General features: G+C 63.3%; 17 protein-coding genes and 2 pseudogenes. 3 read left to right on the top strand and 16 right to left on the bottom strand.

All coding sequences use genetic code 11. The features are described 5' to 3' along the window. Nucleotides 1-71: 71 nt before the first annotated feature. The 13 genes and pseudogenes from OIU19_RS06625 to ubiE form a co-directional block, all read right to left on the bottom strand. Complete coding sequence (locus OIU19_RS06625; protein ID WP_372353298.1) at nt 72-944, bottom strand: methyl-accepting chemotaxis protein; 873 nt, start codon at nt 942-944, stop codon at nt 72-74. Next, a pseudogene (locus OIU19_RS06630) lies at nt 927-2,060 on the bottom strand (methyl-accepting chemotaxis protein); the annotation flags it as partial. The gene OIU19_RS06625 and the pseudogene OIU19_RS06630, both read right to left, overlap by 18 nt. 167 nt (nt 2,061-2,227) lie before the next feature. Further along, on the bottom strand, nt 2,228-3,100 hold the full coding sequence (locus OIU19_RS06635) for a methyl-accepting chemotaxis protein (RefSeq protein WP_372353299.1): 873 nt from the start codon (nt 3,098-3,100) through the stop codon (nt 2,228-2,230). Next, nucleotides 3,083-4,144: pseudogene (locus OIU19_RS06640) on the bottom strand (methyl-accepting chemotaxis protein); the annotation flags it as partial. The pseudogene OIU19_RS06640 and the gene OIU19_RS06635, both read right to left, overlap by 18 nt. 102 nt (nt 4,145-4,246) lie before the next feature. Then, nucleotides 4,247-4,954: a 16S rRNA (uracil(1498)-N(3))-methyltransferase gene (locus OIU19_RS06645; RefSeq protein ID WP_264234349.1), complete on the bottom strand. Its 708-nt coding sequence runs from the start codon at nt 4,952-4,954 to the stop codon at nt 4,247-4,249. Further along, nucleotides 4,951-5,742 carry a twin-arginine translocase subunit TatC gene (gene tatC, locus OIU19_RS06650; RefSeq protein ID WP_264234350.1) on the bottom strand — a complete coding sequence of 264 codons (792 nt, stop codon included), beginning with the start codon at nt 5,740-5,742 and terminating at the stop codon, nt 4,951-4,953. The genes OIU19_RS06645 and tatC overlap by 4 nt, the downstream gene beginning before the upstream one ends. Further along, nucleotides 5,739-6,158: a Sec-independent protein translocase protein TatB gene (gene tatB, locus OIU19_RS06655; RefSeq protein ID WP_264234351.1), complete on the bottom strand. Its 420-nt coding sequence runs from the start codon at nt 6,156-6,158 to the stop codon at nt 5,739-5,741. Before tatB ends, tatC begins: the two co-directional genes overlap by 4 nt. A gap of 3 nt (nt 6,159-6,161) precedes the next feature. Then, nucleotides 6,162-6,446: a twin-arginine translocase TatA/TatE family subunit gene (locus tag OIU19_RS06660; RefSeq protein WP_264234352.1), complete on the bottom strand. Its 285-nt coding sequence runs from the start codon at nt 6,444-6,446 to the stop codon at nt 6,162-6,164. 67 nt (nt 6,447-6,513) lie between these two features. Next, nucleotides 6,514-6,843 carry a phosphoribosyl-ATP diphosphatase gene (locus tag OIU19_RS06665; RefSeq protein WP_264234353.1) on the bottom strand — a complete coding sequence of 110 codons (330 nt, stop codon included), beginning with the start codon at nt 6,841-6,843 and terminating at the stop codon, nt 6,514-6,516. Between the two features lies 1 nt (nt 6,844). Then, on the bottom strand, nt 6,845-7,237 hold the full coding sequence (gene hisI, locus OIU19_RS06670) for a phosphoribosyl-AMP cyclohydrolase (protein WP_186557351.1): 393 nt from the start codon (nt 7,235-7,237) through the stop codon (nt 6,845-6,847). 73 nt (nt 7,238-7,310) lie between these two features. Continuing rightward, nucleotides 7,311-8,921 carry a ubiquinone biosynthesis regulatory protein kinase UbiB gene (gene ubiB, locus OIU19_RS06675; protein ID WP_264234354.1) on the bottom strand — a complete coding sequence of 537 codons (1,611 nt, stop codon included), beginning with the start codon at nt 8,919-8,921 and terminating at the stop codon, nt 7,311-7,313. Then, entirely contained in the window at nt 8,918-9,541 is a 624-nt protein-coding gene (locus OIU19_RS06680) for an SCP2 domain-containing protein (protein WP_264234355.1), read from the bottom strand. The genes ubiB and OIU19_RS06680 overlap by 4 nt, the downstream gene beginning before the upstream one ends. Next, complete coding sequence (ubiE, locus tag OIU19_RS06685; protein WP_186557354.1) at nt 9,541-10,311, bottom strand: bifunctional demethylmenaquinone methyltransferase/2-methoxy-6-polyprenyl-1,4-benzoquinol methylase UbiE; 771 nt, start codon at nt 10,309-10,311, stop codon at nt 9,541-9,543. The genes OIU19_RS06680 and ubiE overlap by 1 nt, the downstream gene beginning before the upstream one ends. Nucleotides 10,312-10,435: 124 nt before the next feature. Between ubiE and OIU19_RS06690 the strand changes: the two genes are divergently transcribed. The 3 genes from OIU19_RS06690 to OIU19_RS06700 all read left to right on the top strand — a co-directional run bounded on the left by OIU19_RS06690 (nt 10,436) and on the right by OIU19_RS06700 (nt 12,072). Further along, nucleotides 10,436-10,711 carry a polyhydroxyalkanoic acid system family protein gene (locus OIU19_RS06690; RefSeq protein WP_186557355.1) on the top strand — a complete coding sequence of 92 codons (276 nt, stop codon included), beginning with the start codon at nt 10,436-10,438 and terminating at the stop codon, nt 10,709-10,711. Nucleotides 10,712-10,859: 148 nt separating this feature from the next. Further along, nucleotides 10,860-11,279 carry a phasin family protein gene (locus OIU19_RS06695; protein ID WP_264234356.1) on the top strand — a complete coding sequence of 140 codons (420 nt, stop codon included), beginning with the start codon at nt 10,860-10,862 and terminating at the stop codon, nt 11,277-11,279. Between the two features lie 10 nt (nt 11,280-11,289). After that, on the top strand, nt 11,290-12,072 hold the full coding sequence (locus OIU19_RS06700) for a phasin family protein (RefSeq protein WP_264234357.1): 783 nt from the start codon (nt 11,290-11,292) through the stop codon (nt 12,070-12,072). A 115-nt stretch (nt 12,073-12,187) separates the two neighbouring features. Here the strand turns inward: OIU19_RS06700 and OIU19_RS06705 are convergent, their stop codons facing one another. The 3 genes from OIU19_RS06705 to phaZ form a co-directional block, all read right to left on the bottom strand. Further along, nucleotides 12,188-12,802, bottom strand: coding sequence for a TetR/AcrR family transcriptional regulator (locus OIU19_RS06705; RefSeq protein WP_186557358.1), 615 nt, complete (start codon nt 12,800-12,802; stop codon nt 12,188-12,190). 4 nt (nt 12,803-12,806) lie between these two features. Further along, the gene (phaC, locus tag OIU19_RS06710) at nt 12,807-14,489 is read right to left on the bottom strand and encodes a class II poly(R)-hydroxyalkanoic acid synthase (RefSeq protein WP_264234358.1); all 1,683 of its coding nucleotides are present in this window, start codon (nt 14,487-14,489) and stop codon (nt 12,807-12,809) included. 171 nt (nt 14,490-14,660) lie between these two features. After that, nucleotides 14,661-15,512: a poly(3-hydroxyalkanoate) depolymerase gene (gene phaZ, locus OIU19_RS06715; protein ID WP_264234359.1), complete on the bottom strand. Its 852-nt coding sequence runs from the start codon at nt 15,510-15,512 to the stop codon at nt 14,661-14,663. Between the last annotated feature and the right edge of the window lie 14 nt (nt 15,513-15,526).

Consider the following 15,526-nt stretch of genomic DNA (forward strand, 5'->3'; position numbering starts at 1 on the left):
TTGCCCCGCGATAGCGTAGTTAGTGCTGACGCTATCGCGGGGCAAGCCCGCTCCCACGTTGATAGGCGTTGTTAAAGACTGAACCGCCCTACCATCCCGCGCAGTTGCTGCCCCAGCTGCTCCAGCTCGCCACTGGAAGCCGCCGTCTGCTCACTGGCAGCACTGGTCTGATCCGACACTTGCCGCACATTGATCACGCTGCGATTGATCTGCTCGGCCACCACACTTTGCTCCTCGCTGGCCGTGGCAATCTGCTGGTTCATGCCCTGGATGCTGGAAACTGTCTGGGTGATTTGCCCCAGCGCGTCACCGGCCCTGCGGCTTAGCTCCACACTTTGTTCGGTAAGTTGCTTGCTGCTGTCGAGCAGGCCAGTGACCTCGTCTGTGCCACTGTGCAAGCTGGCGATCAGTTGCTCGATCTCTTCGGTCGATTGCTGGGTGCGCTGGGCCAAACCTCGGACCTCATCAGCGACCACCGCGAAGCCGCGCCCCGCTTCACCCGCGCGTGCAGCCTCGATGGCGGCATTGAGCGCGAGCAGGTTGGTCTGCTCTGACACCGACTTGATCACATCGAGGATGCTGCCGATGCGCAGGCTTTCCTCCGCCAGGTGATGCATGGCCCGTAGGCAGTGATCCATCTGCCCGGCCAACTGCTCGATCTGCGCGACCGCCTGGGCCACCACTTCATCGCCCAGCTGCGCCTGATGATCGGCGGTGGTCGCGGCTTGCGAGGCCTGCTCGGCATTCTGTGCCACTTCTTGCACCGTGGCGCTCATCTGGTTCATCGCGGTGGCCACCTGGTCGGTCTCTTCGCGCTGTTGGTTGATCCGCTCTTTGGTGTCTTCGCTGGCATTTGCCAGTTGTGAGGCTGCACTGGATAACTGGCTGACACCTTGGTCGATGCCGCCGATCAGCTCACGCAAGCTCAGGGTCATGTCGCGCATGCTCGCCTGCAACTGGCCCATTTCATCGCGGCGTGTGACCGGCTCCAATTGGCTTAGGTCGCCGCGGGAGATGCGCGCAGCCTGGGCCAGGGTCTGGCGTAGCGGCTGGGTAATCTGCCGGGTGATCACCCAGCCGGCGGCGATACCCAGCAGCAAGGCCAGCAAAGCGACCGTGGTCAGCAGCGAGCGCGCCGCCAGCGCTTCATGGTCCCGCTGCTCGACCTTCTGTTCGCCCAGCGCGATGCTCGCTGCGCTGAGTTCGTCGCCGATCTTCTCCATGTTGTTCTGCAACTGTTCGACGTTGATTGCCGCGCGGCGATATTGCTCAAGGCTGCTGCGATACCTTGCTAGCTGCGCAGCAGGCTGCTCCATCAGGCTGCGCGGCAATTCGAGCCGGGCCAAGGCCCTTAGGAGCTGATCGAGCGCGACGTCGGCAGCATTCAGGGCCGTATCGCCAACCTTGGCGAAGTCTTCGATCGGGGAGAAGGTGTAGGCCGGCACCCGGCTTTGTTGAGCGGCATTGTCGATATGGCGCGACAGGCTGTCCATCAGCCCCAGTACACCTCCTTGCTGGTTGTCAGCGGGCATTCGCAGCAGGGCTTGGGTCTGTAACTCGTCGATCACCTCATCGAGCTTCTCGGCCTGCGCCTGCAAGGTGCTGCGAGTCTGGCTGCGCAGATCGACCGCACGTAGCAGGGCGGCGAAATCGTCGCGCAGCCGCTGCAGTTGTTGCAGTTTCTGCGTGAGCAGCTGCTGTGACGCTTCGACACTGCTGCGTTGTTGCAAGGTGCTGAGCATGTGCTGCAACTGTTCAAGGATGTGGGCAATGCGCGCCTTGCTGGTGTCATCGGCAAGGACGCGGAAGGTAATGCGCTCGGCGCGCAAGTCTTTGCTCAGCTCATTGATCCGAACGATCTCGCTCAACTGTTGCGAGCGGGTGATGGCCTCATCGAGGGCGCGCCAGCCACTGACCGTGGTGGCTAGGGTGAGCAGCAGTACGATCGCGAAGCCCAGGGCGAGCTTCAGTCCTACGCTCAGGTTGCCTAACCTGCGATTGAAGTTTGCGAACATGGTATGCCTCCGTCCAATAGAGTGATGGCCCCGTGATATGGCCATGCCTGCTCATCGGCAGAGGGGGTGTGGGACTGGACCTGTAAGTTGTGTAGGAAAAGTCGCTAAAGCGAGCGGGAATTAACTTGGGTGTTGTGCTGTGATCGAGGGCCTCTTCGCGGGCAAGCCCTGTAGGAGTGGGCTTGCCCGCGAGAGGCCCTCAACGACACCCATCAGAGCCGGAACTTACCCACCAGCCCCTGCAAGTGGGTACCCAGCCTGGCCAGCTCAACGCTGGAACTGGCGGTCTCCTCGCTAGCCGCTGAGGTCTGGTCAGAAATATCCCGCACGTTCATCACGCTGCGGTTGATTTCCTCGGCCACCGCGCTCTGCTGCTCAGCTGCCGTAGCAATCTGCTGGTTCATCGCCTGGATCGACGACACCGTGCGGGTAATGGTTTCAAGAGAACCACCGGCACGGCGGGTCAGTTCGACGCTGCTGTCGGTCAAGCCGCGGCTGGCGTCCATGACACTGGCCACGCGTTGCGTGCCGGTCTGCAGGCTGGCAATCAGCTCCTCGATCTCTTCGGTCGATTGTTGGGTGCGTTGGGCCAGGCTGCGCACTTCGTCGGCGACCACGGCAAAGCCGCGCCCGGCCTCGCCTGCGCGGGCAGCCTCGATGGCGGCGTTGAGCGCCAACAGGTTGGTCTGCTGGGCCACTGCCTTGATCACATCGAGCACGCTGCCGATCTTGTCGCTTTCGGCCTTGAGCTGGTTCATCGCCTCGCTGGAGTTGACCACCTCGCCGGCCAGGCGCTCGATCTGGGCGATGGCTTCGCCAACCACGCGGTCGCCTTCACGGGCCTGCTGGTCGGCTACCAGGGCTGCCTCCGAGGCCTGCTCGGCATTGCGCGCGACCTCATGCACGGTGGCGGCCATTTCGTTCATCGCAGTGGCGACCTGGTCAGTCTCGACCTTCTGGTTGTTGACCCCCGCGCTGGTCTGTTCGGTCACCGCCGAAAGCTCCTCGGCAGCACTGGCTATCTGGGTGACGCCGTCACCGATGCCGCCGATCAGCTCGCGCAGGCTCAGGGTCATGCGCTGCATGCTGGCTTGTAATTGGCCCAGCTCGTCGCGGCGGTCCACTTGCAGGTTCTGGGTCAGGTCGCCTGCCGCTACCCGCTCGGCGGCGGTCAGGGTCTGGCGCAGCGGTACGATGATCTGCCGGGTGATCGCCCAGGCCGCGATCAGCCCGAGCAACAGCGCCAGGGCTGTGGCGCCGGCAAGCAGGGTCTTGGCCTGTTGGGTGCCTTGGTCGCGAACCTGGGTTTGCGAGCGGGTCATCTGTTGCGCAGTGTCAAGCAGGATCGTGCCTTGCTCGGCCATGTGCTTGAGTGCCTGCTCGCTGGCATCCTGGGCATTGCCGACCTGTATCACGGCATCCCGATAGGCGGCCAGTGCGCTCGCTGCGTCGTCCAGGCTGGCGGCGTGCTCGGCGCCGACTTTGCCCGGCAGTGCCTTGAGAATGGCCACGGCCTGGTCAATGGCATCGAGCGCGGTGCGCTGGAACTCTGCTTTACCGCTGTAGGTGTAGCCGCGGACCTGGAAGCGCGCCTGTTGCAGTTGGGCGCTGACTTCGACGGCCTCCTGGTACTGGCCGATATCGCCGCCTTGCAGCAGGCGTTGCTGGACCTTGCTGATCAGCTCGGCGGCCTTGTCGGCGCTGTCGCCCAGCACTTGGCGGCCAGCAGTGCGCTGCTGATCTGCCTGCCTGAGCTGCTGGAATGCCTGCTGGTACTGCCGCACCGCTTCGCGCTGCTGTTCCAGGCGCTTGAGGTCGTCGGGCAGCTCGATCTGGCCGAGCATGAACTGCACCTGGTTCTGCAGGCTGCTCAGGGCTTTTTCCAGCTCGGCTACCGAGGCTTCATTGCGATCACGCGCGTAATGCTGACGGGCGATGCGCAACTCCTGGGTGCCTTGGTGAATCACCGAGATGTTGCCGAGCTTATCGCCGCGGCTGGTGACACTGTCCACACCGAACCATCCGGTCAGGGTGATGGCCAAGGTCAACAGCAAGACCAGGCCAAATCCAAAGCCCAGCTTGCGGCTGACACTCATATTTCCCAGAGACTGGGCAAACCACTGGTACATGTTCGACTCCCCGGCGTTTGGCAGCGCAGATTATTGTTGTGCTGCAAAGGCCATCGGCTTGCACCGGGGAAACTTGATGGGGGGAAAGGTCTGACTGATGCGTCAGAAAATTCGTGACAGCAACGCCGTGACGGCAGTCTCTACGCGCAGGATGCGTTCGCCCAGTTGCACCGGTGCCAGGCCAGCCTTGCCCAATAGCTCGACTTCGTAGGGGATCCAGCCGCCTTCGGGGCCAATCGCCAAGGTTACCGGCTCGTTCACGGCGCGGGGGCAGGCAGGGTAGGGGCCGGGATGACCGACCAAGCCGAGGGTACCTGCGGCGATGGCGGGCAGGCGGTCTTCGACGAACGGCTTGAAGCGTTTCTCGATGATCACTTGCGGCAGTACCGTATCGCGAGCCTGCTCAAGGCCGAGGATCAGGTTGTCACGGATCGTCTCGGGGTTGAGAAACGGTGTCTGCCAGAAGCTTTTCTCGACTTTGTAGCTGTTGACCAGGATCAACCGCGGCACGCCCAAGGTGGCGACCGTCTGGAACAGGCGCCGGAGCATCTTCGGGCGCGGGACCGCCAGCACCAGGGTCAGTGGCAGCTTGGCTGGGGGGGGCTGGTCGAAGGCGACCTGCAATTCGGCCTCGTGGCCCTCCAGGCGGACCACCGTGGCCTGGCCCATCAGCCCGTTGATACGCCCCACGCGCAGGCTGTCACCCACTGCAACGCGGTGGATTTCCTGCATGTGGGTGAAGCGACGATCAGCCAGCACGACGCGGTCGGCCGCGATGAAATCGGCCTCTTCGAGCAACAACAGGTTCATGGCTGGGTCGCTGGCGGCTGGTCGTTGTGGTCGTCTGCGCCAGCCTCGTCGACATGGCCGCGCTTGCGGATCAGGCCGCCGCACAGCACGCCGATCTCGAACAACAGCCACATCGGCACGGCGAGCAGGGTCTGCGAGAAGATGTCTGGCGGAGTCAGGACCATGCCAACCACGAAGCAGCCGATGATCACGTACGGGCGAATCTTCTTCAGGTACTTGACGTCGACTACGCCAATCCACACCAGCAGCACCACCGCCACCGGGATTTCGAAGGCCACGCCGAAGGCGAAGAACAAGGTCATGACGAAATCGAGGTAACTGGCGATGTCGGTCATCATCGACACCCCTTCCGGCGTGGCGCTGGCGAAGAAGCCGAAGATCAGCGGGAACACCAGGAAGTAGGCGAAGGCCATCCCGGCATAGAACAGCAGGATGCTGGAAATCAGCAGCGGAATAGCGATGCGCTTCTCGTGGCGATACAGGCCCGGCGCGATGAAGCCCCAGATCTGCTGGAGAATGAACGGAATCGCTAGGAACAGCGCGACGATCATGGTCAGCTTGAACGGCGTGAGGAACGGCGAGGCCACGTCGGTGGCGATCATCGTTGCATTGGCCGGCAAGTGATCGCGCAGCGGCGCCGAGACCAGGGTGTAGATCTGTTGGGCGAACGAGAACAGCCCGGCGAAGATCAGGAAGACAACGACAACGCAGCGCAGCAGGCGCGTACGCAATTCGGTCAGGTGCGAAACCAGCGGCATTGGCTGATCGTGTTCCGGTCTATCGCTCATTGGACTCGTGGCGTCTGGGGTGGCTCAGGGGGGGTAGCAGAGCTGGCGGGCGTGCTGGCATCGGCTGGAGTGGCCGCGTGGGCGCCGGCTGGCGCTGCGCCTTGCTCTGGCGCAGCGGCTGCAGGGGTGCTGGCGGCGGCCGGCGTTTCGGCTGGCTTGGCGGGTTCGGCCAGCGGATTGAGGATGCGCCGTGCCTCCTGTTCCATCGACAGGATGTGCTCGTTGTGCAGCTGGCGGCGGATGTCGTCGGCACCGATTTCGCGCTCGACCTCCATCTTGATGCTGTTGAAGCTGCGCTTGAGCCGCCCGATCCACAGCCCCGCAGTGCGCGCGGCGCCCGGCAGACGCTCGGGGCCGAGCACCACCAGGGCGACCAGGCCGACGAGCAGCAGCTCGCTGAAGCTGATGCCAAACATGGGTCAGTCTTTCCGCTGTGGCTCTTGGACCGGCTGGGCCTGGCCTTCGATGGTGGTGTGCGTCTGGTTCAGCGGCGCGGTGTTGTGCGGCTGCTGGGTGGGTGGCACGGGCTGCACCGGTGGTGGGGTCTGCTCGGTGGGCTTGTTCTCTTCGTCGCTCATGGCTTTGCGAAAGCCCTTGATCGACTCGCCCAGGTCACCGCCGAAGTTTTTCAGCTTCTTGGTGCCGAACACCAGGACCACGACGACCAGCAGGACGATCCAGTGTTTCCAGTCAAAAATACCCATGGTGTACTCCCTTGAATGATGTGTTGGCCGAGCCGACGCTGTCGCGGGGCGAGCCCGCTCCCACGGGTCAGCTTTGCCGGGCGGCTTTTTCGTCGTGGCCGGACAGGCCGAAGCGGCGGTCCAGTTCGTCCAGCACCGCTTGTGGGTGTTGGCCCAGCGCGCTGAGCATCACCAGGCTATGGAACCACAAGTCTGCGGTCTCGTAGATGACATCGCTGCAATCACCGCTGCGTTCGGCGTCTTTGGCCGCGATGATGGTTTCTACCGATTCTTCGCCGACTTTCTCAAGGATCTTGTTCAGGCCCTTGTGGTACAGGCTGGCCACATACGAGCTGTCCGGGGCCGCGCCTTTGCGGGCCTCCAGCACTTCGGCCAGACGAGTCAGGGTATCGCTCATGTCAGTGTCCTGCGCTGTAAATTGCATCGGGATCTTTCAGGACTGGGTCGACGGTGTTCCACTGGCCATTTTCATAGACCCGGTAGAAGCAGCTTTCGCGGCCGGTATGGCAGGCGATCTGGCCCAGTTGCTCGACCATCAGGATGATCACGTCGGCGTCGCAGTCCAGGCGCATTTCATGCAGTTTCTGCACGTGGCCAGACTCCTCACCTTTACGCCACAGCTTGCCACGCGAGCGCGACCAGTAGATGGCGCGCTGCTCGGCGGCGGTCAAGGCCAGCGATTCGCGGTTCATCCAGGCCATCATCAGCACGCGTCCGGTCTGGTGGTCCTGGGCGATCGCCGGTACCAGGCCATCGCTGTTCCACTTGATCTCGTCCAGCCAGTCTTTCATCGTCGACTCCAAAACCGGGCCCGCTCCTGTACCGGGCCTGTTGCGCTAGTGTGCCAGCCAGCGGCGCGGCTGGCTATCGGCGCACGATCAGGTAAAGGCCCGCCGCGAGCATCAGCCAGGCCGGCCAGGCAGCGGGGGCGCTGAGGCTGACCGCGCCGGCTGCCAGGGTCGCGCCGCCGCCGAGCAGGCCGGCGCCGAGCAGGCGCAGCGCCCAGTTGTCGGTTTGGCGACGGCGCTCGGGCAGTTGCGGGTTGTGCAGATGCGGCTGCGACAGGCGTTCGAGCAGGTCGCGGGTCATGTCGGCCAGGTGTGGCAGTTGCTCGGCCTGGCTGTACAGGTTGCCGAGCACGGCCTTGGGGCTCATGCGGTCACGCATCCAGCGCTCCAGATACGGCTTGGCCGTGCTCCACAGGTCCAGGTCGGGGTACAACTGGCGGCCCAGGCCTTCGATGTTGAGCAAGGTCTTTTGCAGCAGTACCAACTGCGGCTGGACTTCCATGTTGAAGCGCCGGGCGGTCTGGAACAGGCGCATCAGCACCTGGCCGAAGGAGATGTCCTTGAGCGGTTTTTCGAAGATCGGCTCGCACACGGTGCGAATCGCCGCTTCGAATTCGTTGACCTTGGTATGCGCTGGCACCCAGCCGGAGTCGATGTGCAGCTGCGCTACGCGGCGGTAATCGCGTTTGAAGAAGGCGATCAGGTTGCGCGCGAGGTAGTCCTGGTCTTCGGCGGTGAGGCTGCCGACGATGCCGCAGTCGATGGCGATGTACTGCGGGCTCCACGGCTTGACCGTGCTGACGAAGATGTTGCCTGGGTGCATGTCGGCATGGAAGAAGCTGTCGCGGAACACCTGGGTGAAGAACACCTCCACGCCACGCTCGGCCAGCAGTTTCATGTCGGTGCGCTGGTCGGCCAGGGTCACCATGTCGGTGACCGGCACCCCATAGATGCGTTCCATCACCAGCACTTTTGGCCGGCACAGGTCCCAATACACTTGCGGCACGTACATCAGCTCCGAGCCTTCGAAGTTGCGTCGCAGTTGGCTGGCGTTGGCCGCCTCACGCAGCAGGTCGAGCTCGTCGTAGATGGTTTTTTCGTAGTCGCCGACCACTTCCACCGGGTGCAGCAGGCGGGCATCGGCGGAGACCCGCTCGGCGCCCTTGGCGATCAGGAACAGCCAGGCGAGGTCTTGGGCGATCACCGGCTTCAAGCCTGGACGCACCACTTTGACCACCACCTCTTCACCGGTTTTCAGGCGCGCCGCATGTACCTGGGCCACGGATGCCGAAGCCAGCGGCTCGACGTCGAAGCGGCTGAACACTTCACCGACCTTGGCCCCGAGCTGCTCTTCGATCAGTGCTACGGCTTGCTTGGGGTCGAACGGCGGGACGCGGTCCTGCAGCAGCATCAACTCATCGGCGATGTCGATTGGCAGCAGGTCGCGGCGGGTCGACAGCAACTGGCCGAACTTGATGAAGATCGGCCCCAGATCCTGCAGGGCCAGGCGCAGGCGCGCGCCGCGGCTGAGCTCGGAGGCCTTGCGCGGCAGCCAGCGCCAAGGCATGAGCAGGCGCAGGCTGCGCAGCCACCAAGGCAGGGGCAGGTCGAACAGCAGGTCATCGAGGCGGTAGCGGATCACGACGCGCTGGATGCGCAACAGACGGCGGACGGCGAGCAGCTTCATGCGTTATCGCTGGTATCAAGGGATCGGGCAAGGCGGCGGATGCGCGCCTCGAGGCGTTCTATGTCGATTTTCACGGTATCGAGCTCGCTGAATGCAGCTTCGGCTTCGCGGCGGCCGACCAGGGTACGGGATTCTTCGGCGAGGTACTCGGACAGGTTCTGGCTGAACCGCGCAAGGCCCTGGCGGGTCCAGCGTGCGCGTAGGCGCAGGTGGCCGGCGAGCATGGCCGTGGGCACTGGGCCTAGCCAGCGCGACAGCTCGTACTCCCAGTCCAGCTCCAGGTCCTGCAGCACCGCAACCAGGTCGAGCAGTACGGCGCTGTCGCCATGGAGCTGGACTTGCGGGCTGTGCAGCACGGCGCTCTTGTCCTTGGCCAAGGCCAATTGCACCAGGCTGCCGGCAGGCGCGCGCAGGGTGCAGTCGGCTTCGCCTTCCCAGTGAGCGGCAAGCATCAGACCGTCTGCGTCGGGCAGGATGTACAGCTGCAAGGCCGGCTGCACGCAGTCGATGGCGATCACCTTGCCTTCCAGCGCAGCCAGGCGCGGCAGGGCCGTGCTGTCCATGCGCAGGATGCGGTTAAGGCCATGCTCGACGCTGGCAAGAAGGCCGGCCAACAGCATCAGGGTTTGATCCCCCGGTGTACGGCAACGATGCCGCTGGTCATGTTGTGGTAGGTGACGCGGTCGAAGCCGGCATCGACCATCATGGCCTTCAAGGTCTCTTGATCAGGGTGCATGCGGATCGACTCGGCCAGGTAGCGGTAGCTCTCCGAATCATTGGTGATCAGCTTGCCTGCCAGCGGCATGAAGGCGAACGAGTAGGCGTCGTAGGCCTTGGACATCAGCTTGTTGGTCGGCTTGGAGAATTCCAGCACCAGCAAGCGGCCACCTGGCTTGAGCACGCGCAGCATGGAGCGAATGGCTTCGTCCTTGTGGGTCACGTTGCGCAGGCCGAAGGCGATGGTCACGCAGTCGAAATGGTTGTCCGGGAATGGCAGCTTTTCTGCGTCGGCCTGGACGAACTCGATGTTGCCGGCAACGCCACGGTCGAGCAGGCGGTCACGGCCGACCTTGAGCATCGACTCGTTGATGTCGGCCAGCACCACTTGGCCGGTAGGGCCGACCAGGCGCGAGAACTTGGCTGCCAGGTCACCGGTGCCACCGGCGATGTCCAGCACCCGATTGCCACTGCGCACGCCGGAGAGCTCGATGGTGAAACGCTTCCACAGACGGTGCATGCCGCCGGAGAGAACGTCGTTCATCAGGTCGTATTTGGCGGCCACCGAGTGGAACACCTCGGCGACTTTCTTCGCCTTCTGGCTTTCTGGGACGTCCTTGAAGCCGAAATGAGTGGTGGGTTCGGCGTGTTCGCCTTTGCGCTGGTCGTTCATATCGCATCACCGGAAAAAATTACCGCCATTCTAGGGGCAACGGGCGGATTTGTCTTGGCGGGGTGTGCCGTGCGGCGGGGGCGGGCATAATGAGGGCATTGTCTTCATATTCAGGATTGCCCGCATGACCCAGATCAGCGTTGAACGCAAACACGCCCTCGGCCGCGATGCCGCCCGCGCCAAGGCCGAGGCGCTGGTGGACAAGCTGACCCGCGAATACGACCTCAAGGCCCAGTGGAATGGCGACCGGGTGGATGTGTCGCGCAGCGGCGCCAATGGCAGTGTGCACATTGGTGAGGACAGCATTCGCGTCGAGCTCAAACTGGGAATGATGCTGTCGATGATGAGCGGCACGATCAAGGGCGAGATCGAGCGGGCGCTGGATAAGGCGCTGGCCTGAGTCCGTGTATTGGGGCTGCCACGCAGCTCCAAATTCTGTCAGCCAACACCGCTTAGGGTGATGATTCTAATTTTTCTCCCTACCTTTGTGCTCAAGCCCTGAATCCATGGGCAGTTCCTCCATCCCCTATGAGCGTGAGGTGCAGAGCATGGCCAAAATCAATTTGAAGAAAAAAGACGACGCCCAGGGCACCCTGGGCGAGGTGCGTAGCTATGCGCGCCGAATCTGGCTGGCAGGCATTGGTGCGTACGCCCGTGTCGGACAGGAAGGCAGCGAGTACTTCAAAGAGCTGGTGAAGGCTGGCGAAAGCGTCGAGAAGCGTGGCAAGAAAACCCTCGACAAGAAGCTCGATGCCGCCAATCACCAGATCGACGAAGCCGGTGAAGAAGTCAGTCGCGTACGCGGCAAGGTCGAGGTTCAGCTCGACAAGATCGAAAAAGCTTTCGATGCACGTGTCGCTCGTGGCTTGAATCGCCTCGGCATTCCGTCTAAACATGACGTTGAGGCGTTGTCCATCAAGTTGGAACAACTGCACGAGTTGCTCGAGCGTGTCGCGCGCAAACCATAAGGAGAGCAGGATGGCTGGCAAGAAGAACACCGGAAAAGAAGGCAGCTCCTGGATCGGCGGAATCGAGAAGTACTCCCGCAAGATCTGGTTGGCTGGCCTGGGTATCTACTCCAAGGTCGATCAAGACGGCCCCAAGCTGTTCGATCAACTGGTCAAGGATGGCGAGAAAGCCGAGAAGCAGGCGAAGAAGACTGTCGACTCGGCCGCTGATGGCGCCAAGTCTGCCACCACTTCGCGGGTGTCGGATGTCAAAGAGCGTGCGCTGGGCAAGTGGAGCGAGCTTGAAGAGGCCTTCGACAAACGCCTGAACAGCGCCATCTCGCGCCTGGGTGTGCCGAGCCGCAACGAGATCAAGGCCCTGCATCAGCAGGTCGATACGCTGACCAAGCAGATCGAGAAGCTGACTGGCGCTTCGGTTACGCCGGTGTCCAAGACGGCGGCGAGCAAGACTGCCGCCAAGCCACTGGCCAAGGCTGCGGCGAAACCTGCTGCCAAGACCGCCGCGGCGAAACCTGTGGCCAAGCCTGCGGCGAAAACCGCGGCGGCCAAACCTGCTGTGGCGAAACCAGCAGCCAAGCCTGCTGCGGCGAAATCAGCAGCCAAGCCTGCTGCTGCCAAACCTGCTGCGGCGAAAAAGCCAGCAGCGAAGAAGGCAGCGCCTAAACCGGCAGCAGCCAAGCCAGCCGCTCCGGCAGCCAGCGCGGCACCCGCCGCCACTGCTGCACCCGCGCCAAGCGCAGCTACCGCTAGCAGCGCGCCGTCGGCACCGGTGAGCGCGGTCACTCAGGCCTGATACCGGGTCGTCCTTATCGCGGGGCAAGCCCGCTCCTACGTTAGTCCCAACTCATCCGGGGCTGCGTGGGAGCGGGCTTGCCCCGCGATGCTTTCAGGCGCTATGCCGCTGAGGCTCACCCCTCCAGATACTTCATCGCCAACTGCTCGGCGGCCTTGCGCGCCGGTGCCTGCAAGTGCGGCGCCACCAGCATCATCACCTGATACACCACTACCCCGACATCGCCCTCACGGCCCAGCACGCGCTGGTAATCCAGGGAGAACATCAAGGTCAAGGTGATCTGCTCCACCAGTTGCCCCAGCGCCTGGGTCTCGCTGGTTACCTGTCCTTGCGACTTGAGGCTGGCCAGCAGCGCCGCCAGCGTGCGCTTGATCGCATTGATCAGGCTGCGCATGCCGCGCGCCAGTTTGGGCAGGCGCCCGGTCAGGTTGGACAAGTCCTGAAACAGAAACCGGTACTGCGCCATGCGTTCGACGATCAGGTGCAGGAACAGCCAGTAGTCCTCGGCATCCAGGCGCACATCCAGCGGCGGGTCGAGCAGCGGCATCAATGCCTCTTCGAAGCGCTCGAACAGGCCATGGACCAACGGCTCCTTGCCGTGGAAGTGGTAGTACAGGTTGCCTGGGCTGATCCCCAGCTCGTTGGCAATTTCCAGGGTCGAGACATTCGGCTCGCCTTGCTGGTTGAACAACTGCAAGGCGCATTCAAGGATACGATCACGGGTCTTCATGCGTTCAGCGCGCCAATACGTAAGTGCCCGGTGCCGACTCCAGGGGTGGATAGGTGGTGTTGCCCAACTCGACGCGCGGCTCCTTGAGCGGCCCTGAACGCTGGCTGATCCATTCCAGCCACAGCGGCCACCAACTGCCTTCGCTGCGTGTGGCATCGTGGAACCAGGCCCGGGGATCGCTGGATAGCCTGGGGTTGTCCAGGTAGTAGGCCTTGGGGTTGCCAGGCGGATTGATAATGCTCTGGATGTGGCCGCTGTTGGCCAGTACGAAGCGCCGCTCGCCACCGAGTAGTTGCGCCGAGCGGTACACCGCATCCCACGGGGTGATGTGGTCGTTGCTGCCGGCGACGTGAAAGCTGTCCAGCCCGACCTGCTTGAGGTTGATCGGCGTGCCGCACACCTCCAGCCCGTCGGGGTGGGTCAACGGGTTGTGTTTGAAAAAATCCAGCAGGTCGCCATGCAGGGCGGCGGGCAGGCGGGTGTTGTCGGCGTTCCAGTAGAGGATGTCGAAAGCCGGTGGCGTCTTGCCGAGCAGGTAGTTGTTGACCCAATAGTTCCAGATCAGGTCGTTGGGCCGCATCCAGGCGAAAATTCGCGCCACCTCGCCGCCATCGAGCACGCCGCGTTGATAGGAGCGACGCTTGGCCGCCTCGACTGTCTGTTCATCGGCGAACAGGCTGGCGGGGCTGTCGAACTGGCTGTCGAGCAAGCTGACCAGGTAGGTGGCGCTGCGCACCTTGCGCAGCTGCTTCTTGGCCTGCAGGTGGCCTTGCAGCGCGGCCATGGTCAGGCCGCCGGCACAGGCGCCCATCAGGTTGGGATCGCGATTGCCGCTGATGCTGCGGCAGGCGTTGAGTGCTTCTTCCAGCGCCTGCACGTAGCTCGACAGGCCCCACTCGCGGTGGCGCGGGTCGGGGTTGCGCCAGCTGACCATGAACACCTGTAGGCCATTCTTGAGCATGTGCTGGACGAAGCTGTTGCTAGGGCTGAGGTCGAAGATGTAGTACTTATTTATTTGTGGTGGCACCACCAGCAGCGGCCGGGCGTACTGCTTTTCGCTCATCGGCTTGTACTGGATCAACTCCAGCAGGTCGTTGCGAAACACCACCGCACCTGGGGTGGTGGCGACATTGCCGCCGACCTCGAAGGCGCGTTCGTCGACTTGCCGCGGCAGGCCGTCGTTATGGCGCAGGTCATCGAGCAGATGGCTCAACCCGCGCACCAGGCTCTGCCCGCCAGTGTTGAGCAGCTCCTTGACCGCTAACGGATTGAGCAGCGAGTTACTCGGGGCCAGGGCATCGTTGATCAGGCTGAACAGAAAATGCGCGCGGGCGCGGTCGTCATCGGACAGCGAGCTTTCCTCGATCCACAACCGGGTTTGTTTCTGCCAGGCCAGATAGGCCTGCAGGCCGCGCCGGTAGAAGGGGTTCTGGCTCCAGGTGGGGTCCTTGAAGCGACTGTCGCGCGGGTGCGGCTGGTAAGGGGTATCACCCAGCATGACCCGGCCCAGTTGGCCGCCCAGGGCTAGCAAGTGGCGGGCGGTGTGCAAGGGGTTGGTCAAGCCGTGGCGGCCGACGTGGCGCAATGTGCTGATCAGATCGCGGCCGCGCAGGCCAGTGATGGCGTTCTGCACGTTCATGATCGTGGCGGGGACCTGTGCGGTCCCTTTGGCCGGCTTTTCCTTCATGACAACACTCCCTCGTCGTTACGGTGTCGGTCGTGCCGGCCTCATCGCGGGGCAAGCCCGCTCCCACGCAGTCCGCGATGAAGCAGGTTAGCGTGGGAGCGGGCTTGCCCCGCGATAAGGCCGGCACTGACACAACCAAGCCAGTTGGCGCCTCCAAGCACAGCGCCCCACTCAACCACCGGAGGCGGGACGGGGATGCATGACCGCACGCTGACGCTCTTGCTGGAGGAACTTCATGATGATCGGGGCCACGGCCTCGGCCCGGGTGATCAGAAACAAGTGGCCGTCGTCGATTATGTGTAGCTGGGCATTGGGAATTCGCCAGGCCAACAGGCGCATGTTGATCAACGGGATCAGCGGATCGTCGTCGCCGGCCAGCACCAGGGTCGGCTGGCTGATCTTGTGCAGCCAGTGAATGCTGGTCCAGCCGAGCCCGGCGAACAGCTGCCAGTAGTAGCCCAGCTTGCCGCCCGAGCGAACCTTGGCCGCGTGGTGCATGGCCAGGTCCGGGTCGCGGCGAAAACCACCGCCATAAATCATTGGCGCGATGCGGATCACATGGGACGGCTGCACGTAGCGCCGCGGGCTGGCCATCATCCACAGCACCTTGGGCTTGCCCGGCACCATCACCGCCCCGGCCGCGGTGGCAGCCAGCACCAGTTTCTTGCAGCGCTCGGGGTAATCGTAGGCAAACTGCTGGGCCAGCGCCCCGCCCCAGGACACGCCGATGACGTTGACCTGACCGTAGTCCAGGTAATCGAGCATCCGCGCGGTCAGCCTGGCCAACCCAGGAAAGCGATAGGGGTGGCGCGGGGTGGAGGAGCCGCCGACGCCGGGCACGTCGAAGGCAATGACTTCCAGGTCCGGATCAAGCGCCTCGATGAACGGGAACACCAGCTCCAGGTTGGCGCCGATGCCGTTGAAGATCAGCAGCGGCGTCAGGTGCGGTTTGCCTGGGCGGACCGCGGTGCGGATGGACTGGTTGTCCAGCTCGACGGTCCTGTAAACATAGGGTTGCGACATGCGCGACACTCGGT

It is taken from the genome of Pseudomonas sp. BT-42-2, from assembly GCF_025847435.2.
Classification (GTDB): Bacteria; Pseudomonadota; Gammaproteobacteria; order Pseudomonadales; family Pseudomonadaceae; genus Aquipseudomonas; species Aquipseudomonas urmiensis.